Below are 20,355 nucleotides of genomic sequence, written 5' to 3'. Positions count from 1 at the left end.
GCGGTCAGCCGTCCTTCAGCGCGCGTGCGGCGCGGGTATGCACACGCCGCGGTCTCTTCGCGCACGACCGATCCTCGCCGCGAATCGACAGCCCGACTCCGTGATCAGGGCATTGCTCGCCGGCCCCGCCGGCGCCTGAGCGCGCTAGGCGTAGCCGTTGGCGGCGCGCTTGAGCGTCATGCCCTCGAGCACGTTGGCGACGGTCTCGCAGGCGTCGACGGCGGCTTCGAGCGTCTCGAAGATGTCCTTCCAGCGGATCACCATCATCGGGTCGATCCCGGCCACGAAGAGATCGGCCAGGGCGGCGCGCTGGAGCTTGTCGGCCTCGTTCTCCAGCCGGTGGATCTCGACCAGCTGCGGCGCGACGTCGAGCCCGTTGCGCAGGCCGCGCAGGCCGGTCGCGACGTGCTCGGCCGCGCCGACGAGCACCCCGGCGATCTGCTGCGCCTGCTCCATCGGCGCCTCGACGCCGTAGAGGCCGAGCTGGTCGGCGCACTCCTCGGCGTAGTCGACGATGTCGTCGAGCGCGCCGGCCAAGGCGTGGACGTCGGCCGAGTCGAGCTGCGCGCGCCGGCTCCCGCGCGCGGCGAGCCGGTGCAGGATGTCGTGGACGATGCGGTCGCCCTCCTGCTCGCAGAGCAGGATCTCGCGGGCGAGCGGAGCCTGCTCGGGGTAATCGCTCAGGAGATCGCGCAGCAGCAGGCAGGTGCGCTGCACGTTTCGGCCGGATTCCTCGAACAGGCTGAGAAGCTCTGGATCGGGTCGGGCGCGACGCATCGGGGGCGCAACCTATAGAGCATGCTGCGCGGGCAGCCGGCGGTTTACAACTTCTTCACGCTCGGTTCACGGGGATGTAACCGCGATCAACCCGCTCCGTCAGATCGTACGCGGGGATGCACACGGGTGAACAGGCGGAGGTCCTGAAGGCGGGCGAGCTGGAGATCCGGCCGATGGAGCACCTCGCCCGCGCTCGCGGCCGCGCGCTGTCGCTCTCGGTCCGCGAGCTCGAGCTGCTGGCGGCGCTGGCACGGCGCGAAGGGCGCATCGTGCCGCGAGAGGAGTTGTACGAGACGGTGTGGGGCATGCCGCTGCGCGCGTCCGACCGGTCGGTGGACGTCTACGTCCACAAGCTGCGGACGAAGCTGGCGGCGGCCTTGCCCGAATGGGGGTTCATCCACACCCACTTCGGGTTCGGATATCGATTCCAGCCGGAGCCTTCACACCTTTTTCACAGCTCGGGAACAGGTCGGTAACAGAGTTGTCCTTGCGCCCCTGCGAGGGTCGGCACCGACCATGACAGAGAAGGAAGGGTTGATGAGAACCACACGGCTCATGACGGCGCTTGCCGCTGCGGCCGCGCTGGCCCTCGGGGCTGCCGCGTGCGGCAGCGACAGTTCGAGCAACGGAGTCCCGGACTCTCCGTCCGGAGGCGGCTCGGGGAGCAAGACGGGGCAGCTCGGCGGCTCACTCAACGGCGCGGGCGCGACGTTCCCCCAGCCCGTCTACCAGGAGTGGGCGGCTCGCTTCCAGCAGAAGTCGGGCGTGACCGTCAACTACCAGGGCATCGGCTCCGGTGGCGGCGTCGCCCAGTTCACGGCCGGGACGGTCGACTTCGGCGCGTCGGACTCGGCGATGACCGACGAGGAGCTCACGGCGGCTCAGAAGAAGGGCGACCCGGTCCACATCCCCACGGTGCTCGGCGCCGTGACGGTCTCCTACAACCTCGACGGCGTGAAGTCGGGCCTCAAGCTCGACGGCCCGACGATCGCGGACATCTTCCTGCAGAAGATCACGAAGTGGAACGACCCCAAGATCGCGTCGCAGAACTCGGGAACGCAGCTGCCCGACAGCGACATCTCGATCTGCCACCGCTCCGACGAGTCGGGCACGACGAAGAACTTCACCGCCTTCCTCGCCGCGTACTCGCCGGCGTGGAAGAACGGCCCGGGCGTCGACAAGTCGGTCAAGTGGCCGGGCGGCACGGGCGCCAAGGGCAACGACGGCGTCGCGGCCTGCATCAAGCAGAACGCGGGCGCGGTCGGCTACGTCGAGCAGGCGTACGCGCTGGCCAACAACTTCACGTTCGCGAGCGTGAAGAACAAGTCCGGCGACTACATCGCCCCGACCCTCGACTCGACGTCGGCTGCCGCCGACGGCCTGACGATCCCGGACGATCTGCGCATCTCCACGATCGACGCACCGGGCAAGACGGCGTACCCGATCACCGCGCTGACGTTCCTGCTCGTCTACCAGGACGTCTGCAAGGCGGGCAAGGACGAGGCCGCGGCCAAGCGCATCAAGGCCTGGCTCCAGTACGCCGAGGGCGACGGCCAGGCGGTCGCCGGCGAGCTGCAGTACGCCAAGCTGCCCGACGAGCTGCACCAGAAGGCCGTGGCGAAGGTCGACGGGCTCCAGTGCAACGGGCAGGCGATCTCGGGCACCTGACATGGAAGCCGGGACTGTTTCCCGCGGCGGTCGCTCCAGCGCGCTGGCGCGACCGCCGCTGTCCCGCCTCCCTGATCAGGTCCTCCGCTGGGGTCTGACGGGCCTGGCGGCGGCGATCCTCGCCCTGATCGCCTTCTTCTTCGTCAAGCTGTACATCGAGGCCGAGCCGGTCTTCTCGCAGTACGGCTTCGTCAACTTCGTCTTCTCCAACGAGTGGGTGCCGTCGAAGCAGCTCTACGGCGCGCTCCCGCTGCTCGTCGGCACGATCATCACCTCGGTGATCGCGCTCGCCATCGGCGTCCCGGTCGCGGTCGCCTCGGCGCTCTACATCACCGAGCTGGCGCCGCGGCGCGCCAAGCAGCCGCTGACGATCCTCGTCGAGCTGCTCGCCGCCGTCCCGTCGGTGGTCTACGGCCTCTGGGGCGTGTTCGTGCTGATCCCCAAGCTCAAGCCGATCGAGCAGTGGTTCTCCGACGCCTTCTCGTTCCTGCCGTTCATCGGCGGGCAGGTCGCGGGCCCCAACTACTTCATCGCGGGGCTGATCCTCGCGATCATGATCCTCCCGATCGTCTCGGCGATCTCGCGCGAGGTGATGTCGACCGTGCCGGTCGAGCACAAGGAGGCAGCGCTCGCGCTCGGCGCCACGCGCTGGGAGATGATCCGGATGGCGGTGCTGCCGTACTCGCGCGCCGGCATCACGGGCGCCTCGATGCTCGGCCTGGGCCGCGCGATCGGCGAGACGATCGCCGCCACGCTGGTGATCGGCAACGCGCCTGACATCGGCAAGACGCTCTTCTCGCAGGGCTACACGCTCGCCGCCGTGGTCGCGAACGAGTTCGGCGAGGCGGCGTCGGATCCGACACACCGCGCGGCGCTGATCGCCGCGGGCCTCGTGCTGTTCGTGCTGACGCTGATCATCAACGCCGCCGCGCGCTACTTCGTGGTCCGCTCCGAGCGCGCCACGTCCCGCGGCGTGCCGAAGGGGATGGCCGGATGAGCGCGATCATCGCTCCGGTGCCGGCCAACCGCCGGCGCACCGACAAGATCATGCGGGGCGTGCTGCTGGCCGGCACGCTGATCGCGCTCGTCCCGCTCGCGCTGGTCGTCTACTACCTGCTCAAGCAGGGCCTCGGCGCGCTCAGCTGGGACTTCTTCACGACCGACCCGACGGGCCGCTTCCTCGGGCCGCCCGGCGGCGTCAAGTCCGCGATCGTCGGCACGATCCTGATCGTCGGCCTCGCGTCGCTGATCGCCGTGCCGGCCGGGATCGGCGTGGCGCTGTTCCTGGTCGAGTACGGCAAGAAGTCGGTCTTCGCGAACCTCGTCCGCTACTTCGTGGACGTGATGACGGGCGTGCCGTCGATCGTCTTCGGCCTGTTCATCTACATCGTCCTCGTCTTGACGGGGATCGGCGGCAACTTCACCGCCTGGAAGGGCTCGGTCGCGCTGGCGCTGCTCATGCTGCCGGTCGTGACGCGCTCCGCCGAGGTGGTGCTGAACCTCGTGCCCAACTCGCTGCGCGAGGCGGCGCTCGCGCTCGGCGCGCCGCGCTGGAAGGTCGTGTTCCGGATCGTGCTGCCCACGGCCCTACCGGGCCTCGTGACCGGCTCGATGCTTGCCATCGCCCGCGGCGCGGGCGAGACTGCGCCGCTGCTGTTCACGGCGTTCGCGGTCAACGCGACCAGCTGGAACCTCGGCCAGCAGATGAACTCGCTGCCGATCCAGATCTTCAATGACGTCCGCCAGCCCCAGGCGAACATCGTGGAGCGGGCATGGGGCGCGGCCCTCACCCTCGTGGTTATGGTCCTGATCCTGACCCTGATCGCCCGACTCGTACAGCGAAGGAGCCGACTCGCATGAGCACCGAGCCGAAGCAGGCCACCCAGGCGGGGGCCGGCGAGAAGCCGGTGTCGCCCGACGTCGCGGCCGTGATCCGGGAGCAGAAGGAGCGGCGCGCGCCGGTGGAGATCACCAGCCCCGCGCGCACCGTCAAGCTCGAAGGGCTGCACGCCTACTACGGCGATCAGCACGCCGTGAAGGGCGTGAGCCTGACCTACGCCGCCAATCAGGTGACCGCGATGATCGGACCGTCGGGCTGCGGCAAGTCGACCGTCGTGCGCTGCATCAACCGCATGCACGAGGAGATCCCGGGCGCGCGCGCCGAGGGGTCGGTCCTGCTCGACGACGAGGACGTCTACGGCTCCGACGTGGATGTCGTGTCCGTCCGGCGCGTGATCGGCATGGTCTTCCAGAAGCCGAATCCCTTCCCGACGATGTCGATCTTCGACAACGTCGCGGCCGGCCTGCGGCTCAGCGGCAGGCGCGGCGACGTGAAGGAGCGCGTCGAGCAGTCGCTGCGCGGCGCGGGCCTCTGGGAGGAGGTCAAGGACCGCCTCGGGCAGCCGGGCATCGGGCTCTCGGGCGGCCAGCAGCAGCGGCTCTGCATCGCGCGCACGATCGCTGTGGAGCCCGAGGTGATCATCATGGACGAGCCCGCGTCGGCGCTCGATCCGATCTCCACGCTGAAGATCGAGGAGCTCGTGCTCGAGCTCAAGAAGCGCTTCACGATCGTGATCGTGACCCACAACATGCAGCAGGCCGCACGCGTCGCCGACAAGACCGCGTTCATGCTGGCCGGCGAGCTGGTGGAGTTCACGGACACCGACAAGCTGTTCACGAACCCGGACGATTCGCGCACAGAGGATTACGTCACCGGCAGGTTCGGGTAGTTCGCCGTGGCTACGGGACACGGCCGGCTTCACTTCCAGGAGGAGCTGCGCGCGCTCGAGGAGCAGGCGCTCGGCGGACTCGACCTCGTCGTCTCGACCCTGGACCGCACGCTCGAGGCGCTGGAGCACCAGGACATCGAGCTCGCCTCGATCGTCGTCGCGGACGACGACCGGATCGACGGCAGGTACCTCGAGGTCCAGCAGGGGATCCTGTCGCTGCTGGCGCTGCAGGCGCCCGTCGCCTCCGATCTCCGGACGGTTGCCGCGCTGCTGCACGTGATCAAGCACGTGGAGCGCATGGGCGACCAGTGCGTGAACATCGCGAAGATGCTGCCGGTGGTCGGCTTCGAACCGCCGTCGGACGAGGTGATGCTCGACCACATCTTCAAGATGGGCAAGCTGGCCCGCTCGGAGGTGGCGCAGTCCAAGCAGGCGTTCCTGTTGCGCGACGTGCGGGTTGCGGAGGACCTGGTGCGTCAGGACGAGCAGATCAACCGGCTGAACCGCGCCGTGTTCGCCCGCGCGGTCGAGGTCGGCACCGACGCGGACCGGCGCGAATGGGCCATGTCGATGATGCTCGTCGCGCGCGCGCTCGAGCGCATCGGCGACAACGCGGTGGACATCGGGGAGCAGGTCGCATTCGTGGTCACGGGGCTGTTCCGGGAGTTCTCCGACGCCTCGACTCCTGGCCAGGTCTGATTCGCAATCCCCGCAAATCTCGTTCTCGCGTTGTAACCAGATCGTTATTTCGAGGGTGGACAAACCCCGACCCGCCTTCTTCGTGAGTAATGTGCGCGGGGATGAGGACGGTCGGCAGTGAGGCCCCTGCGGGGGCTGAGCGGCGCAACGGCGCCGCCGGTCAGGCGGGGATCCGCCTGGCGGTGATCGATTCCGACACCGGGTTCCTGCAGGTGCTGGGCAAGCGGCTCGAGGGGGCCGGCTGGCCGTACCGAGTGCTTGCCTCCCCGGTGCCGCTCGACGCCATGGTCGCCATGCGGCTCAACGCGGTGGTCGTCGACCTCGCGGTGCTGGGGCCGCAGGGCTGGAGCTACCTGGACAAGCTGTGCACGCGCCTGCCGCACTTGGGGGTCGTCGTCTGCACCGGCCAGTCCTCGGTCGCCCAGCGGGTGCGCGGGCTCCGGCTCGGCGCCGACGATTGGGTCACCAAGCCGTGCCACCCGGAGGAGCTGATCGCCCGCGTCGAGGCGGTCGTCCGCCGCCGCAAGCGGGCCGACGTGCGGGTCGAGAAGGGCCCGACGGTGGTCGGCGAGGTCGAGATCCGCGCGGACCAGTTCCAGGCCTTCGTCAGCGGCTCGTCGGTCGAGCTGACGCGGCGCGAGTTCGAGCTGATCCAGCTTCTCGCCGACGCCGAGGGCCAGGTCCTGCAGCGCGAGGAGATCTACCAGCGCGTGTGGGGCTACGCCATGGTGCACGGCGACCGCTCCGTCGACGTCTTCGTCCGCAAGCTGCGCAGCAAGCTCGAGCGCGTCTCGCCCGAGTGGCGCTACATCCACACCCACTTCGGCATCGGCTACCGCTTCGCGGCGGAGCCGGCGTCCGCTTCGGCCTCCTCCGCTACGGAGGGAGGCGAGCCGCTCGCCGCCGCCGGCGAGGCGGGCGCGCGCTTCGATCCGCAGGCCTTCGCGCCGGTCGACGAGTCCGCGGTCGAGCTGGTCTAACCTAGAAGGGCCTCATGGGCCCGGACGCGGTAAAGCACCTTCGCAACATCGCGATCATCATCGTGCTCGCCGTCGCCGTCTGGAAGCTCCCAGGCGGCGGCACGGGGGCGAACACCGTCGGGAACGTCTTCTCGGTGATCTTCATCGGCGGAGTCGGGTTCCTCGGCTTCCGGATCTACATGGAGCGCCGGGACACGATCCTCGGGCTCGAGGAGCGCCAGCGCGGGCTGCTCTACGGCGCCCTCGCACTCGCGGCGTTCGCCCTCATCGCGACGCGCCGGATGTGGGACGCGGGCGGCCTGGGAGCCCTGATCTGGCTCGCGATGCTCGGCGCGGCCGCCTACGCGATCTACAGCGTCTGGCGCGCGCACACGACGTACTGACGCACTTTCGTCACATCCGCGCGTAGACCCGTTGCAGGGGCGCGCGGGAGGCTGGGCGGGTGCTGTGCGGAGCCGACAGGAGACCACGCTTCTCGCGCGGTTGGGTGCGGGGCTTCGGCGGCCGGGGCGTCGCGCGGACCGTCGCCGGCCCTCGCATCGCGCGGGTCTTTGCCGCTCGCCGCATCCCGCGAGTCTTCGCCGGCCCCGACGCCTCCCAGCGCGGACAGGCGTCCGTCGAGTTCGTCGCGCTGCTCCCGCTCATCGTTCTCGCGCTGTTCGCGGGCTGGCAGTTCCTGCTCGCGGGCGACGCCCTGTGGAACGCTCGCGCCGCGGCCCGCGCCGCCGCTCGCGCCCAGGCCGTCGGGGGCGATCCGCGCGAGGCGGCGCGCGATCATCTCCCCGCGCCGCTGGAGCGCGGTCTCCGCGTCACCGCGGGCGCGGACGGCGATGTGCGCGTGTCCGTCCGCATCCCTGCGGTCATCCGCGCGCTCGACGTCGGCCGCGTGGCCGCGACCGGCCACTTCGAGCGCCAAGGCCCATGACCGTCCGATCCCATCGCGGTCAGGCCTCGATCGAGCTGATCGCCTTCCTCCCGCTCGTCCTGCTTATCGCGCTGGCGGTCTTCTCCTTCGCCGCCGCCCAGGCCGCGCACGAGGAGGCGGGCGCGGCCGCCGAGGCCGGAGCGCTCGCGATCCTCCAGGGCCGGGAGCCGCGCCAAGCGGCTCGCGACGCGCTCCCCGAGGGCACCCGTGAGCGAGCGCGGATCGAGGTCGACGGTCCGTCGGTCCACGTCCACGTCCGCCCGAACCTCCCGATCGCGGCGCTCGCCGACACACTCGCCGCAGACGAGCACGCCCACGCCGGACCGGGGACGCGATGAGCCTCCGCGACTGGTTCCTCGCCCCACCCCCGGTCGAGGCCGACGCGGCGTCGCGCGGCGCCGCGAACGCTCAACGGCGCACGCCGGGAGCACGCCCGGCGGCGGATCCCGACCGGCCCGAACCAGCACCGCCCCGCGGGACCGCCGCCGGGTGGGCGCCGCCGATCCACGCCCGCGATCACCCGAGCGCACCGCGCGATCACGCGACGCCGCGGCGAGTTCGTCTCCCTGGGGCATCGGATCGCGGCTCTCCCGGCGAGAGCCGCGCAATCGTCACCGTTGCGGTGCTCGGGCAGGCGGGGGAGGCTGAGCCGGTCGCCGCGGCGGTGGCGCTCGCGCTCCGCCGGATCGGGCGTGCCCGAGCGGCGGCCGTGGTCGTGATCGGCGGTGACCCGCCGTCACGAGGCGGTGGTGAAGGAGGCGCTCCGGCCGCACGGCGGCTGGCGACGCGGCTCGCCGCCCAGGGCCTGGATGCGACCGCCCGCGGCCGGCTTGCCTGGGCGCACGCTCCGCTGGACATCGCCGACCCCCCGCCGGTCGCCGGCACTCCCCCGGTCGCCGCGCCGCTCGAAGCCGCAATCGCTGCGGACGTTCCCGCGCTCCGGGCATGGCCGCCCGCGATCGCGGCCCACCGCCTCCCAGTCGCGGGCACGCTCGCGGTCCTCGCGATCACCGCGCCGCTGACGCCGGCGCTCGAAGCCGCGGTCGCAGCCCAGGAGCTCGCGATCGTTGTCGCGCCGGACCGCGAGGGGCCACTCGCCGAGCTCGCGGTCGCCTCGCTCGAGCACCTCGACGTGCCGGTCCTCGTGTCCACACCGCTCCCGCGCGGCCTCACTCGCCGCCTCGCCCACGCCGGGCTCCGCGCGCCTCGGGCGATCTCCGAGCTCCTCGGCTCGGATGCCCATTGCGCCCTGGCCATCGTTGAGCGCCCGAGCTGCTCGCCGCTCCCTTGATCCGGGCGCGGGTCGCGGAGAAGTGCGCCGGTCAGGGGAGTGGGTCGGCTACGCGGTCACGATCGATCATCGTCGTCGTGTCTTCGCGCACGACCGATCATCGCCACCCACGAGCCATGAAGGGTGCCCCACGAACCTTCGAACTATTCGAAGTCGTCGCACACCCCTTCGCCGCGCGGCCCGAACCGATCACCCGGCCTCGCGAACCGCGCAACCACGCTGACCAACTCCATTGCCAGCGCAGTTCGCTCGACCTGCCCGGGCGCCGTGCCGCACCCGCGCCTCGCCGCGCCGGACCCGCTCCCCGTCTCACTCGCGCGCCGCACCCACGCCTCGTCGCGACAGCCCCGGCCCGGTGATCACTGTCCGGCGCGAGCCGCCCGCGGCAGGATCACCTGCTGCGCGGGCAAGGATGCGCGTCCATCCCGCTGAGCCGGGGCGCCGGTCACGATCGATCATCGCCGCGGCCTCTTCGCGCGCAAGCGACCATCACAGCGCACGAGCCGTGAGGGGTGCCCCACGAACCTTCGAACTATTCGAAGGTTCGTCGCGCACCCCCTTCGCCACGCGGCCCAAACCGATCACCCGGCCCACCAACGTGCTGGAGAACGAGCTGCTCGGCGCAGACGCCGTCCTCCGATCCCCGGCCTCATTAGGCCATAATCCGGCGCAGTAAAGGTTCCTTGACTGACGCGTTTGCCGGTGGTAATACCGATGACCCGTCCTCGTGACGGGCCCGCGCCTGAGAGGCGGTCGCGATGGCCCTGCGCCCAATGTCTCCTCACGGTCGGCACTCGCCGTGCTCGCGGCGACGCTCGCCTTCATGCCGTCGCTCGCGACGCCTGTTCACGCCGCCGACTGCCCGAACGCCGACCTCGCGCCCGGCGCCGCGAACCTCGACCAGATCCGCGCGGCCGTCATCTGCCTGCACAACGCCGAGCGCGGCCGGCGGGGCATCCCGCCCCTGAAGGAGAACCGCAGACTCGACAGGTCGGCCCACGCGCACTCCGTCGAGATGGTCCAGGACCGCTACTTCGCTCACGCCTCGGCGAGCGGCGCGAGCGTCGCCGACCGCATCGTCCGCGCCGGCTACACGCGCTGCAGCACCGACTGGACGCTCGGCGAGAATCTTGCGTGGGGCACCGGATCGCTCGACACGCCGCGTGCCGTCGAGACCGCATGGATGCGCTCGAGCGGCCACCGCTCGAATCTGCTCGACGCGCCGACTTCCGCGACGTCGGCGTCGGCGTCTCATTTGGCGTCCCGTTCGGCGACGCCGGCCGGGACGGCGCGACCTACACGGTCGACTTCGGCGTGAGGCGGTGAGGGGCAAGGCGATCTCCCTGCACTTGTCGCACTTTCTTCACAGACGCGCGTAGATCCGTCACAGGGTTCTCGGCGACGCTGCGGGCATGCCGCCCCAGCCCCGCTCCGCGAACCATGTCACGTCCGCGTGCGGGCAGGCGGCGGTGTTGCTCGTCGGCGGTCTGGCCGGCCTCGTCATCGCGGCCGTGATCGTGGGAGCGGTCGCGCGCGCCGTCGGACGCGAGGCCGGCGCCCAGCGCGCCGCGGATCTCGCCGCCGTCGCGGCCGGAAGGGCGATGCACGAGAGCTACGGGCGGCTATTCGAGCCCGCGCTCATCCGCCGGCAGCCGAACCCGCAACACCTCGAGAAAGCCGAGTACCTCGCGCTTGGACGGGCACGGGCCCTCGAGGTCGCACGGGCGAACGGCGCGAGCCGCGCCGAGGTCTCCTTCCCCGACGAGAAGACGATCGCGCCGGTCCGCGTCCGCGTCACCGTGCGGGAGACGGTGCGCGAAGGCCACGGCCGAGCGGCGCGCGAGGCGAAGATCGCCGCCACGGCGGAAGCGGAGCTCGGCCCAGCGGACATCACCGGCTTCGCGGAAGGAGGCGGCTACGAAGGCCCGCTCGACTTCCGCCAGGGAAAGCCGATGCGCCCGGACGTCGCGCTCGCCTTCGACCGCATGGAGGCGTCCGCGCGGGCCGACGGCGTGACGCTGCTGATCAACAGCGGCTACCGCACCGACGCCGAGCAGGCTGCGCTGTTCGCACAGCATCCCGATCCGAAGATGGTCGCCCGCCCCGGCACGTCCCTGCACCGCTACGGCACCGAGCTCGACCTCGGCCCGCCGTTCGCGTACGCCTGGCTCGCCGCCCACGCGGGCGCCTTCCACTTCATCCAGCGCTACTCGTGGGAGCCGTGGCATTTCGGCTACGCGCTCAACCCGCAGTCGCGCCCGGTCGCGAAGCTGGCAGCGGACGGGGACGGTGCGCTCCGCGCGGACGGCGCCGGAACCGCCGCGGGCGCGGCTCGCACGGATGACGAGTGGACCGGCGACGGAGCGGCCGGCGTGTCGCACGGCGCGGTGCCCGGCTTCGTTCCCGCCCGGTTCGCACCGATCCTCGCGCGCGCCGCGCAGCGCTGGAACGTGTCCGCGACGCTGCTCGCGGCGCAGATCTACGCCGAGTCGACGTTCAACCCCTTCGCCCGTAGCCGCGCGGGTGCGCTTGGCATCGCGCAGTTCATGCCGGCGACGGCGGACGCCATGGGGCTGGAGGACCCGTTCGAGCCGGAGCAGGCGATCGGCGCGCAGGCGCACCTCATGCGCGACCTCTTGCGCCGGTTCGGATCGGTCCCACTCGCGCTCGCCGCATACAACGCCGGTCCCGGCGCCGTCTCCGCCTGCGGGTGCATCCCCGCCATCCCCGAGACTCGCGGCTACGTGGCGCGCATCCTCGGGCTGATGAACGGCGCCGGCGCGCCGCTCGTCGCGGGTGACGGCGACGCGCTCGCGGTCAGGTTGGTCCAATGACGGCTACGCGGGACCGGGCTCGACGGTCGGCGTCTGCGGACCCTCCTCCGCGATCGCCTCGCCGCTTCGCGGCCACGGCGGCATCGTGGCGCCCACCGCGCTGAGCGGCTCGTCGCAAGGCCGCCGACCAATACCAGCAGCCCGACGTCAGCACCGGCTGACCCGCCGGCCAGGCGTCGAGCCGTCCGGGGCGTGGAGAAGCTGTCGGACGGCGCTCCAGGCCGCTGTGGCGCATTCGCGGTCAGCCGTCGAAAGCCCGGACGGCCGTCCGGTTGACCGCGCGGTCCGCGCTGGGCGATACTCGTCGCAGCATGCCGGACCCGGAACAGCGGGAGGCACGGCCCGACTTCGCGGATCGCCGCGGAATGATCGGTCCTTACGGCGCCCGCTACTCGTGGGCGTACTGGGTGGTGGTACTCGCCGCATTCGCCCTGCTCGTCGTCGACATCTTCGATGACGGGGCGCTGTGGAACTACCTCGTCATCGTGCTCGTGGCGATCGCGATCGTGATTCAGCCGGGCGGGATTCGCGGACCGCGCCACGCCGCTCGCGCGGAGGAGAAGCAGCGCCGCCCGGTATAGCATTCCTCGTAGCACTTCGGCCTCGTCAAACCGCCTTCGCGGCCGGGCGCGAAGCCGGCAGCGGACGGGGACGGTGGGACCCGCACGGATGGAGACGAAACCGCCGACGGCGGATCGCGGGCGACGACGGCGGTACCGGCGACGGAGCGGCCGGCGTGTCGCACGGGGCGGTGCTCCGGCTTCATTCGCACCCCGTTCGCGCCGATCCTCGCGCGCGCCGCGCAGCGCTGGAACGTGTCCGCGACGCCGCACGTGGCGCGCATCCTCGGGCTGATGACCGGGCGCCGCCGCCCCGCTCGTCGCCGGTGACCGCAACGCGCCCCGCGCCGGCGCCGGCGCACCGCTCGTCGCCGTGACGGCAACGCGCCCCGCGGTCGGGGTTGGTCCGATGAGGGCTATGCGGGACCGGGCTCGACTGTCGGCGTCCACGGACCTTCCTCCGCGATCGCCTCGCCGCTTCCCGGCCACGGCGGCATCGTGGCGGCCACCGCGCTGAGCGGCTCGTCTCCAATGGCGCGGAGCTGGAATGCCGTCCCGACCGGGATGTCGATGCTGACGCCCGCCTCGATGTCGTCGATGCGCTCCTCGCCGTCCGCGGCGCGCCGCCACATCTGCCCGCGGCCACCGACGAAGTACCACAGCTCCTCGATCGTGCGGTGCTTGACGGCCAGCGACGTCTCGCCGGGGCCGAGCCGGAAGTGCGCCAATGTCCCGCGCGGGACCCCGAGCAGGATCCGGACGTCCGAGCCGTCGGGCGCGACGACGTCCGGCTCCGCGGGCAGCCGCTTGATGTCCATGCGTCCCACGCTAGCCGCCGGGATCCGCGCGATCACGGCGCGGTCCTCGGCGGGAACCGGAACGAGGGATGGGGCGGGACGTACCCGCCGCTCTCGACGACGATCTGGGCGCCGTCGCGCAGCGGGACATCCCCAGGATCCGCCGTGACCCGCCGGCCGCCGACGAACACCGACACCGGCCCCCGGAACGAGAGCATCCGCGCGCGCCCGAGCGGCTGCCCCCAGACCGCGAACAGGTCGCCGAGTCGCAGGCCCTCGCGGTCGAAGTGCACGACGCCCGAGGGGTCGAGCGTCCGCATGCCCGCGCGGCAGTCCGCCGCGACGATGCGCCCGTACTGGCGCTTCGTCTGCCCGCCGATCCCGATGGCGGCCGGGATCACGATCGCGTGGCGGCGACCGAAAAGCTCGACGTGCGCGCGGAAGCGACCGGTCACGCGGCCGCGCTCGCAGCCGGCCCTGGGCGCCCGCGCCACCGGCTGGAACTCCGGCCCGCGTCCGATCTGCGTCGGCACGAGACCGTGGCGCGCCGCGAGATGCGGATCGACGCTCGGCTCGGGGCGCGGTTCGCCGGCCCGCGACGCGCCGGCCGTCCCGGTGGGGGAGGGGGCCGAGGTCCCCGCCGCACACGCTGAGCAGAGCATGAGCGCGACGAGACCGACGGCTGTCGAGTTCGCGCGCACCGGGGCTATTGTTGCGGCGATGGGGTCAAGGAGGGTGGGGCGGCTTGCCGCTCCGATAGTCGCTGCGGCGATGCTCGCCGTGGCACTGGCGGCGTGCGGTGGCGACGCGGGCTCGGCCGCGCCGCAGCTCGCCGCACCGCCGCCTGCGCGGCAGTTCCGGCTCGCGGCGTTTCAGCCCGGCGACACCGCCGAGGCGGGCAGGCCGACGGACGTCTCGTTCCGGATCGACCAGCCCGACGGCAAGCCGCTGACGAAGTACGCCACCGGCGCCGGCCCCCACACCGGCGTGCACGTCCTCTTCGTCCGCGACGACCTGTCGACGATCATCCACCACCATCCGCCGGTGCAGCCGGACGGCACGGTCGGCGACAAGGTCACCTTCAAGGAGCCCGGTCGCTACCGCGTCGTCGTCGACGCCTACCCGGGGGCTCCGGCCGCCCAGAAGAACTTCCAGCTGTTCCGCTGGATCACCGTCTCAGGCAAGGCGCACGCGAAGCCGATCCCCGCGTACGAGCCCACCCAGGTCGTCGACGGCTACAAGCTCGCGATCGAGGGCAAGCCCGCGCTGAAGGCGCTAGAGGCCGCGTTCCTCAGCATCACCGTGACCGACCCGAAGGGGCGCCCCGCCGCGTTCACGCCGTGGTACGGCGCGCTCGCCCACGCGATCTTCTTCCGCACCGGCACGCTGGACTACTTCCACACCCACGTCTGCGCCCCCGGCGCGTCGGGCTGCACCAGCACCCTGGGCGGCGCGCAGGTCACCGGCACGTCGCAGACGCCGGGAAAGCTCGAGGTCGGCGTCCTGCTGCCTGTGCCGGGGACGTGGCGCCTGTTCATCCAATGCAAGGTGCGCGGGAAGGTGCTCACGGCGCCGTTCACGCTGAACGTGAGCTGACGTGCCGGCGCGACCCGCGAACGACCGCCGCGCCGCGCGACCCCACGCGAGTGCCGCGGCCGAGCGCCCCACCCGCGACCGCGGCGCGGTGCGACCCCACGTGCACGCCGCGGCCGAGCGCCTTGCGTGGGTCGTCGCCGTCGCGCTCGTCGTGCTCGGCTCGCGCGCGGTCGCGTATGCCCTCAGCCCCGCCCCGGAGGCGCGGGCGCTGCTCGACCGCGCCGGCGGCCCCGCGCTGCCGCTCGTCGCGATCGTCTCGATCGCACTCGGGATCGCCGCGTCCAGCGCGGTCCTGTGGCTCGCGGCGCTCGGGGTGAACGAGCGGCGGCTGCTGGAGCCGCGTGCGCGGGCGCCGCGCCTGCGCGCCGGGGTGCTGCTTCCGCGGGCAGGCGGCCTGTTCGCCGCCGCCGCACTCGCGTTCGCGGCGCTCGAATCGTTCGTCCACTGGCGCGCGGGCCTCGGCTGGCATGGGCTCGAGTGCCTGCTCGGGCCGGTCCATCGCGACGCGCTGCCGATCCTCGCCGCGCTCTCGCTGCTCGCCGGCGCGCTGGCGACCGCAGCCGAGCACGTGCTCGCGTGGATGCGCAGCACGCTCGCGCGGCTGCGCGCCGCGTGCCGCCGGTCCCGGTCGGGCGCCTACGCGCGGCCGCGGCCCGCTCGTGCCGCGAGCCGCGTCTCGCACCGTCCGCCAGGCGCTCGCGCGCCGCCGTTCGCCGTCGCCTGACCGCACGCCGAACACCATCAACCCAAAGGACACCGAACTTGACCAGGCCGCTCGCGGGCGGGCGGTGGCTGGCGCTCCTGCCCGTCGCCGCCGTGCTCGCCTACACGGACACCGCGTCCGCGCACGCGAATCTGAGCCCACCGACCGTCACCGCCAAGACGAGCCAGCTCTTCACGCTCGCGGTCCCCACCGAGAAGGAGGGTGCGACCACGACCCAGATCGAGCTGACGCCGCCGGACGGCTTCACGATCGACTCGTTCGTCGCCGCCCCCGGCTGGAAGCGCGCGACCGACCAGACCGGCTCGGGCGAGGAGGTCGACATCACGAAGGCGACATGGACGGGCGGCAGCGTGCCGACCGGCGAGGCGGCGACGTTCCAGTTCGTCGGCGAGCCGGGCGCCGCCAAGACGTACGCGTTCAAGGTGCGCCAGACGTACTCCGACGGGACCGTGGTCGACTGGAGCGGCGGCGCCGACACCCCCGCGCCGGCCATCACCGCGAAGGACTCGCTCGGCGGTGGCGGAGGAGGCGGCGGCACGCTCGCCGTCGTCGACTTCCTGATCGCCACGCTCGCGCTCGTCGCCGGGGCGATCGCCCTGCTCCTGCGGGCGGGGGGAAGAGAGCTCGCGTGAGCGCCCGGGCGGAGATCGCGTCGCGCGCGGAGGCCGTGAGGGCGCCGGCCGCCGCAGGCGGCGACGGCAGGAGCCGGACGCCCGTGAAGCGCTGGGCCGCGCTCGCCGCCGTTGTCGCCGCCGCGCTGCTCGCGCCCTCGAGCGCGTACGCCCACGCCGTCCTCGTGCGCGCCGTCCCGTCGGCGAGCCGGGTCGTGGACCGAGCCCCGGGCCAGGTCCGGCTGACGTTCAGCGAGCCCGTGGAGCCGCGCTTCGCGGCGATCTCCGTGACCGACGCCGCCGGCCATCGCCGGACCGCGTCCAACCCGCGCCGGCCGTCCGGCGACCCCGACACCATCGTCGTCGCGCTGCGGTCCCAGCCACAGGGCTGGTATCTCGTCTACTGGCGCGTGATCTCGGTCGACGGCCACCCGGTCCGCGGTGCGTTCACGTACGCCGTCGGCCCGAACCCCGGACCGGCGCCGCAGTTCGTCGTCCCGAGCGTGTCGGAGACCGCGGCGACCCCGCGCCTGCTCGCGGCCCGCTGGATCGTGACGCTGGCGGCGATGGCCGCGATCGGGCTGTTCCTCCTGCGCATCCTGATCGCCCGCCCCGCCCGCGCCGCGAACCTGCGGCCGGTCACCGTCGCCTTCGTGATCGCGACCGGCGCCGGGCTGCTCGCCGCGCCCGTCTACCTCGTCCTCGCGACCGCCCAGTTCACGCTCCGCAGCCCGCTCGACCTCGGCGCTCTCGCTCCGCTGCTCGACGTCTCCGCCTTCGGCCGCGGCTACCTGGACCTCGAGCTCACGCTCGCGCTGTTCGCGTTCGCGGCCGGCGTCGCGATCGCGGTCGACCGTCCCGAGCGGCCCCGCCGGTCGGTCGCCGAGCTGCTCGCGCTCAGCGGCGCACTGCTCGCGGCCGCCGCGGTCGTCCTGATCCCCGGCGTCTCGGGCCACGCCGGACAGACTTCGCCCCGGGGCCTGGCGATCGCGCTCGACTGGATCCACCTCGCCGCCGGCTCGGTCTGGATCGGCGGCCTGCTCGGCCTGCTCGTCCTCTGGCGCACCGCGCCGCAGGCGCTCGCAATCACCGTCCCGCGCTTCTCCAACGTCGCGCTGGCCGCGGTCGGCGCGCTGATCGCCACCGGCATCGCCGCCGCCGTCATCCACCTCCCGGCGCTGTCGTCGCTGTGGGACACGGGCTACGGCCAGGCGCTGATCGCCAAGATCGCGCTCATCGTCGCGGCGCTCCTGCTCGCCGCCGTCAACCTCCTGCGGACCCGCCCGCGCATCCAGTCGGGACGCCCGGCCGCCAGCCGTCTCGTCTCGGGCGAGATCGTGATCGTCGCCGGAGCCGTCTTCGCCGCGGCGGTGCTGACGAGCCTTGCCCCGCCCGCCAAGGCCGTCGCCGACCTCGGCGCGCCCGCCGCCCGCGTCGGCCCCGGCCGCGTCCACACCACCGCCGCCCAGGCCGGCTACCGCCTCGCGCTGACCATCGCACCCAATCGCGCCGCGGTGCCGAACCGCTTCGCGGTCACGATCACCAAGGACGGGACGCCCGTGCAGCGAGCCGTTGTCACAGCCGGCTTCGCGATGCTCGACATGGAGATGGGCCGCCAGGCCTACCGTCTGCCCGAAGCCGCCCCCGGCGTCTACGGGCGCGACGCGCCCGCGCTCGTGATGGTCGGCCACTGGGGCCTGACGATCGACGTCGAACCGCCGCAGGGCCGCCCGTTCACGGTCACGTTCCTCGACAAGGCGAACGGATGAGCGTCCGCACGCGCCTGCTGCTCGCGCTGCTCGCCCTGGCGGCCGGGATCGCCGCGCTGATCGTGGCGTTGACACTTCTCCACGCCGTTGTCCGTTGACCGGCCTTAATCGTCCGGTTAACTTCCTTCCGGTTTCCCGGGTCAACGGAGGGGGATGCGTATGCAGGGGCGCAGATGCGTCGCGGTGGGATCGCTGCTGGCCGCAGCGATGCTGTTGAGTACAGGCACGGCGTTCGCGGGTCCGCCGGCTGGTCCGGCCGACGACCCGGGGACGATCGCGGAGACGACGCAGGCGAGCGTCGCCCGCGCGAACGATCTTGCCGCGCAGGCGTGCGCGACCGCCGCACGGTCCGCGAAGGCGCGTGATGCGGCGTCGAGCGACGTCGCCAAGACCGCCGCCGCGGCGGCCGACGCCGCCGACTGCACCGCGGCGCAGGAGAACGCGAGCAAGGAGGCCGCGTCGCTGGCCGGCGCCAACGCGGGCCCGAGCACCGACGCGAACGCCCCGGCGCCCCTCCCCGACGTTCACAACCCCGCCGACGGCGCGGTCAAGAGCGACAACATCGACTGGCTCTACAACACGCGCGGCCTCGCCGGCAACCAGACGACGCCGACCAACAACGGCAACGACGCCGGCGCGAACTTCATCCACTACGACAAGCTCGGCTACGACTTCATGATCGGCGACGGCACGGGCGGCCTCTCGATCTGGTCCTTGAAGAACCCGGAGAAGCCCAGCTTCGTCTCGGCGGTCCCGGCCGGCCAGCTCATGCAGGGCGCGGACGCGCATGGCACGGCCGACACCGACGCCCGCTTCTACGAGGGCGAGAACCCGACCGTGGACACCAAGCGCAAGCTCGTGTTCCTGGCTCGCGACCCGCGCAGCTTCGGCAACCGCTCCCACCCGAACGGCCGCACCGGCGTCTACATCATCGACGTCAAGGATCCGTGGCACCCGCAGGTCGTCGCCTACCACTGGGTCCCGGCGGGCCACACGGAGACCTGCATCAACGACTGCCGCTACCTGTGGACGGTCGGGCCGGCCAACAACGGCTCGCACACCGACGGCCAGCCGCAGGACATCGCCGGCGTGCTGCACCCGGAATGGACGGGCGTCCCGGTCTTCGTGACCGACGTGCGCGACGTCAATCACCCGTACACGTACGCGCAGCCGGTCGACCTCAAGCGCAACAACAACACGACCGCCTACACGCACAGCGTCGACGTCGACCAGAACGGCATCGCCTGGACGTCCGGCTTCGGCGGCGTGCGCGGCTTCTACACGAACGGCCTGCACCACGATCCGACGACGAACACCGACCGCTACGCGACGGCGACCGACCCGGTCCCGTACGCCGGCGGCAGCGTGCACTCCGACGATCCGCAGTTCGCGACGAGCACGCTGGAGCACAACTCCTACCACGTCACGCAGGCGGCCTCGGACCACTCGTCGCCGACGGTCGCGTCGTCTGACGGCAACACCTACAAGAAGACCGATCTCCAGTACATCACCCAGGAGAACGTCGTCAACTGCACCACGACGAGCGGCGGCGGCGCCGGCCAGTTCCGGATCGCCGACCTCGCGGGCAGCTACAACGGCGAGGACTGGTCGCCGAACCTGAGCGCGAGCAACCGCTTCTTCGTCCCCACGATCGGCAGCTACTCGGCGAAGGACTGGCCGGGCGCGAGCCCGGGCGCGAGCTGCTCGGCGCACTGGTTCACGGTGCTCGGCAACATGGTCGCGATCGCGTTCTACGGCCAGGGCACGCGCATCCTCGACGTGTCCGACCCGGCGAAGATCGACCAGGCCGCGTACATCCGCATCCCGCAGGCGACGGGCCAGCAGGCCAACAACTCCTCGGCCGCGTACTGGCACAACGGCTACGTCTACGTGGCGGACTACAACCGCGGCATCGACGTACTGCGCTACAGCGGCCCGATCAAGGGCGTCGTGCAGCCGCGCGTGTGCTGGAACTCGTGCGACTCGTCGCAGACGCCGGCCAAGACCACGAACGTCGACGCGCCCGTGGGCGGCTCGGTGCCGGCAACGCTCACGCTGACGCTCGGCGCGCCGGCCAGCTTCGGCGCGTTCACGCCGGGCGTCGCCAACGACTACAGCGCGCAGACGACGGCCAACGTCATCTCGACCGCGGGCGACGCGACGCTGAGCGTGTCCGATCCGGGTCACCTGACCAACGGCTCGTTCGCGCTGCCGGACCCGCTGCAGGTGACGCTGTCGAAGGCATCGTGGACCGGGCCGATCTCCAATGATCCGGTCACGATCGGCTTCAAGCAGCACATCAACGCCAACGACCCGCTTCGCACGGGGTCGTACAGCAAGCTGCTGACGTTCACGCTGTCGACGACGGCGCCGTAGGAAATCGTGGGCCGCCGGC

The 20,355-nt window shown here is 72.1% G+C and carries 22 protein-coding genes; 19 read left to right on the top strand and 3 right to left on the bottom strand.

What is annotated here, in order from left to right; translation table 11 throughout:
• Window positions 1-144 precede the first annotated feature (144 nt).
• Window positions 145-777 carry a DUF47 domain-containing protein gene (locus H958_RS41860; RefSeq protein WP_051325085.1) on the bottom strand — a complete coding sequence of 211 codons (633 nt, stop codon included), beginning with the start codon at window positions 775-777 and terminating at the stop codon, window positions 145-147.
• 116 nt (window positions 778-893) lie between these two features.
• Here H958_RS41860 and H958_RS41855 point away from each other — a divergent pair, with 116 nt between their 5' ends.
• From H958_RS41855 to H958_RS0131560, 14 genes are all read left to right on the top strand, one after another.
• On the top strand, window positions 894-1,253 hold the full coding sequence (locus H958_RS41855; protein ID WP_051325084.1) for a winged helix-turn-helix domain-containing protein: 360 nt from the start codon (window positions 894-896) through the stop codon (window positions 1,251-1,253).
• Window positions 1,254-1,314: 61 nt separating this feature from the next.
• Window positions 1,315-2,445: a phosphate ABC transporter substrate-binding protein PstS gene (pstS, locus tag H958_RS41850; protein ID WP_156028440.1), complete on the top strand. Its 1,131-nt coding sequence runs from the start codon at window positions 1,315-1,317 to the stop codon at window positions 2,443-2,445.
• 1 nt (window position 2,446) lies between these two features.
• A complete protein-coding gene (pstC, locus tag H958_RS0131625; protein WP_051325082.1) occupies window positions 2,447-3,442 on the top strand; it encodes a phosphate ABC transporter permease subunit PstC in 996 nt (331 codons plus the stop codon).
• Window positions 3,439-4,305, top strand: a complete 867-nt coding sequence (gene pstA, locus H958_RS41845; RefSeq protein WP_037412184.1) for a phosphate ABC transporter permease PstA — start codon at window positions 3,439-3,441, stop codon at window positions 4,303-4,305. Before pstC ends, pstA begins: the two co-directional genes overlap by 4 nt.
• Window positions 4,302-5,174 carry a phosphate ABC transporter ATP-binding protein PstB gene (gene pstB, locus H958_RS0131615; RefSeq protein WP_081686484.1) on the top strand — a complete coding sequence of 291 codons (873 nt, stop codon included), beginning with the start codon at window positions 4,302-4,304 and terminating at the stop codon, window positions 5,172-5,174. The genes pstA and pstB overlap by 4 nt, the downstream gene beginning before the upstream one ends.
• 6 nt (window positions 5,175-5,180) lie before the next feature.
• Window positions 5,181-5,873, top strand: a complete 693-nt coding sequence (gene phoU, locus H958_RS0131610) for a phosphate signaling complex protein PhoU (RefSeq protein WP_028061581.1) — start codon at window positions 5,181-5,183, stop codon at window positions 5,871-5,873.
• Between the two features lie 101 nt (window positions 5,874-5,974).
• The gene (locus H958_RS41840; protein WP_051325081.1) at window positions 5,975-6,853 is read left to right on the top strand and encodes a response regulator transcription factor; all 879 of its coding nucleotides are present in this window, start codon (window positions 5,975-5,977) and stop codon (window positions 6,851-6,853) included.
• Between the two features lie 14 nt (window positions 6,854-6,867).
• Window positions 6,868-7,236, top strand: coding sequence for a hypothetical protein (locus tag H958_RS0131600; protein WP_028061580.1), 369 nt, complete (start codon window positions 6,868-6,870; stop codon window positions 7,234-7,236).
• Window positions 7,237-7,295: 59 nt separating this feature from the next.
• Window positions 7,296-7,778 carry a TadE/TadG family type IV pilus assembly protein gene (locus H958_RS49290; protein WP_156028439.1) on the top strand — a complete coding sequence of 161 codons (483 nt, stop codon included), beginning with the start codon at window positions 7,296-7,298 and terminating at the stop codon, window positions 7,776-7,778.
• Window positions 7,775-8,116, top strand: coding sequence for a pilus assembly protein TadG-related protein (locus H958_RS44490; protein WP_051325079.1), 342 nt, complete (start codon window positions 7,775-7,777; stop codon window positions 8,114-8,116). Before H958_RS49290 ends, H958_RS44490 begins: the two co-directional genes overlap by 4 nt.
• A 284-nt stretch (window positions 8,117-8,400) precedes the next feature.
• Window positions 8,401-9,069, top strand: coding sequence for a hypothetical protein (locus H958_RS0131585; RefSeq protein ID WP_028061579.1), 669 nt, complete (start codon window positions 8,401-8,403; stop codon window positions 9,067-9,069).
• A gap of 823 nt (window positions 9,070-9,892) precedes the next feature.
• Complete coding sequence (locus tag H958_RS44485) at window positions 9,893-10,387, top strand: CAP domain-containing protein (RefSeq protein WP_156028438.1); 495 nt, start codon at window positions 9,893-9,895, stop codon at window positions 10,385-10,387.
• 94 nt (window positions 10,388-10,481) lie between these two features.
• Window positions 10,482-11,903: a transglycosylase SLT domain-containing protein gene (locus H958_RS48935; protein WP_051325077.1), complete on the top strand. Its 1,422-nt coding sequence runs from the start codon at window positions 10,482-10,484 to the stop codon at window positions 11,901-11,903.
• 365 nt (window positions 11,904-12,268) lie between these two features.
• Window positions 12,269-12,484: a hypothetical protein gene (locus H958_RS0131560; RefSeq protein WP_028061578.1), complete on the top strand. Its 216-nt coding sequence runs from the start codon at window positions 12,269-12,271 to the stop codon at window positions 12,482-12,484.
• Window positions 12,485-12,879: 395 nt separating this feature from the next.
• Here H958_RS0131560 and H958_RS0131555 read toward each other — a convergent pair whose 3' ends face one another.
• Both H958_RS0131555 and H958_RS47115 read right to left on the bottom strand, forming a co-directional pair.
• Window positions 12,880-13,281, bottom strand: coding sequence for a cupin domain-containing protein (locus H958_RS0131555; RefSeq protein ID WP_028061577.1), 402 nt, complete (start codon window positions 13,279-13,281; stop codon window positions 12,880-12,882).
• A 32-nt stretch (window positions 13,282-13,313) separates the two neighbouring features.
• Window positions 13,314-13,793 (bottom strand): hypothetical protein, encoded by a 480-nt coding sequence (locus H958_RS47115; protein WP_156028437.1) that lies wholly within the window; start codon window positions 13,791-13,793, stop codon window positions 13,314-13,316.
• 238 nt (window positions 13,794-14,031) lie between these two features.
• Between H958_RS47115 and H958_RS0131545 the strand changes: the two genes are divergently transcribed.
• The 5 genes from H958_RS0131545 to H958_RS44465 all read left to right on the top strand — a co-directional run bounded on the left by H958_RS0131545 (window position 14,032) and on the right by H958_RS44465 (window position 20,336).
• The gene (locus H958_RS0131545; protein WP_028061575.1) at window positions 14,032-14,856 is read left to right on the top strand and encodes a hypothetical protein; all 825 of its coding nucleotides are present in this window, start codon (window positions 14,032-14,034) and stop codon (window positions 14,854-14,856) included.
• Between the two features lies 1 nt (window position 14,857).
• Entirely contained in the window at window positions 14,858-15,580 is a 723-nt protein-coding gene (locus H958_RS47985) for a hypothetical protein (protein ID WP_028061574.1), read from the top strand.
• 38 nt (window positions 15,581-15,618) lie between these two features.
• Window positions 15,619-16,212: a DUF1775 domain-containing protein gene (locus tag H958_RS47980; RefSeq protein ID WP_051325076.1), complete on the top strand. Its 594-nt coding sequence runs from the start codon at window positions 15,619-15,621 to the stop codon at window positions 16,210-16,212.
• Window positions 16,209-17,960 carry a copper resistance protein CopC gene (locus H958_RS44470; protein ID WP_028061573.1) on the top strand — a complete coding sequence of 584 codons (1,752 nt, stop codon included), beginning with the start codon at window positions 16,209-16,211 and terminating at the stop codon, window positions 17,958-17,960. Before H958_RS47980 ends, H958_RS44470 begins: the two co-directional genes overlap by 4 nt.
• A gap of 159 nt (window positions 17,961-18,119) precedes the next feature.
• The gene (locus H958_RS44465; RefSeq protein ID WP_156028436.1) at window positions 18,120-20,336 is read left to right on the top strand and encodes an LVIVD repeat-containing protein; all 2,217 of its coding nucleotides are present in this window, start codon (window positions 18,120-18,122) and stop codon (window positions 20,334-20,336) included.
• Window positions 20,337-20,355: the final 19 nt, after the last annotated feature.

Origin of the sequence: Candidatus Solirubrobacter pratensis (assembly GCF_000425945.1) — a bacterium.
Taxonomy (GTDB): domain Bacteria; phylum Actinomycetota; class Thermoleophilia; order Solirubrobacterales; family Solirubrobacteraceae; genus Solirubrobacter; species Solirubrobacter pratensis.
This window is presented reverse-complemented; position numbering and strand designations above follow the sequence as displayed.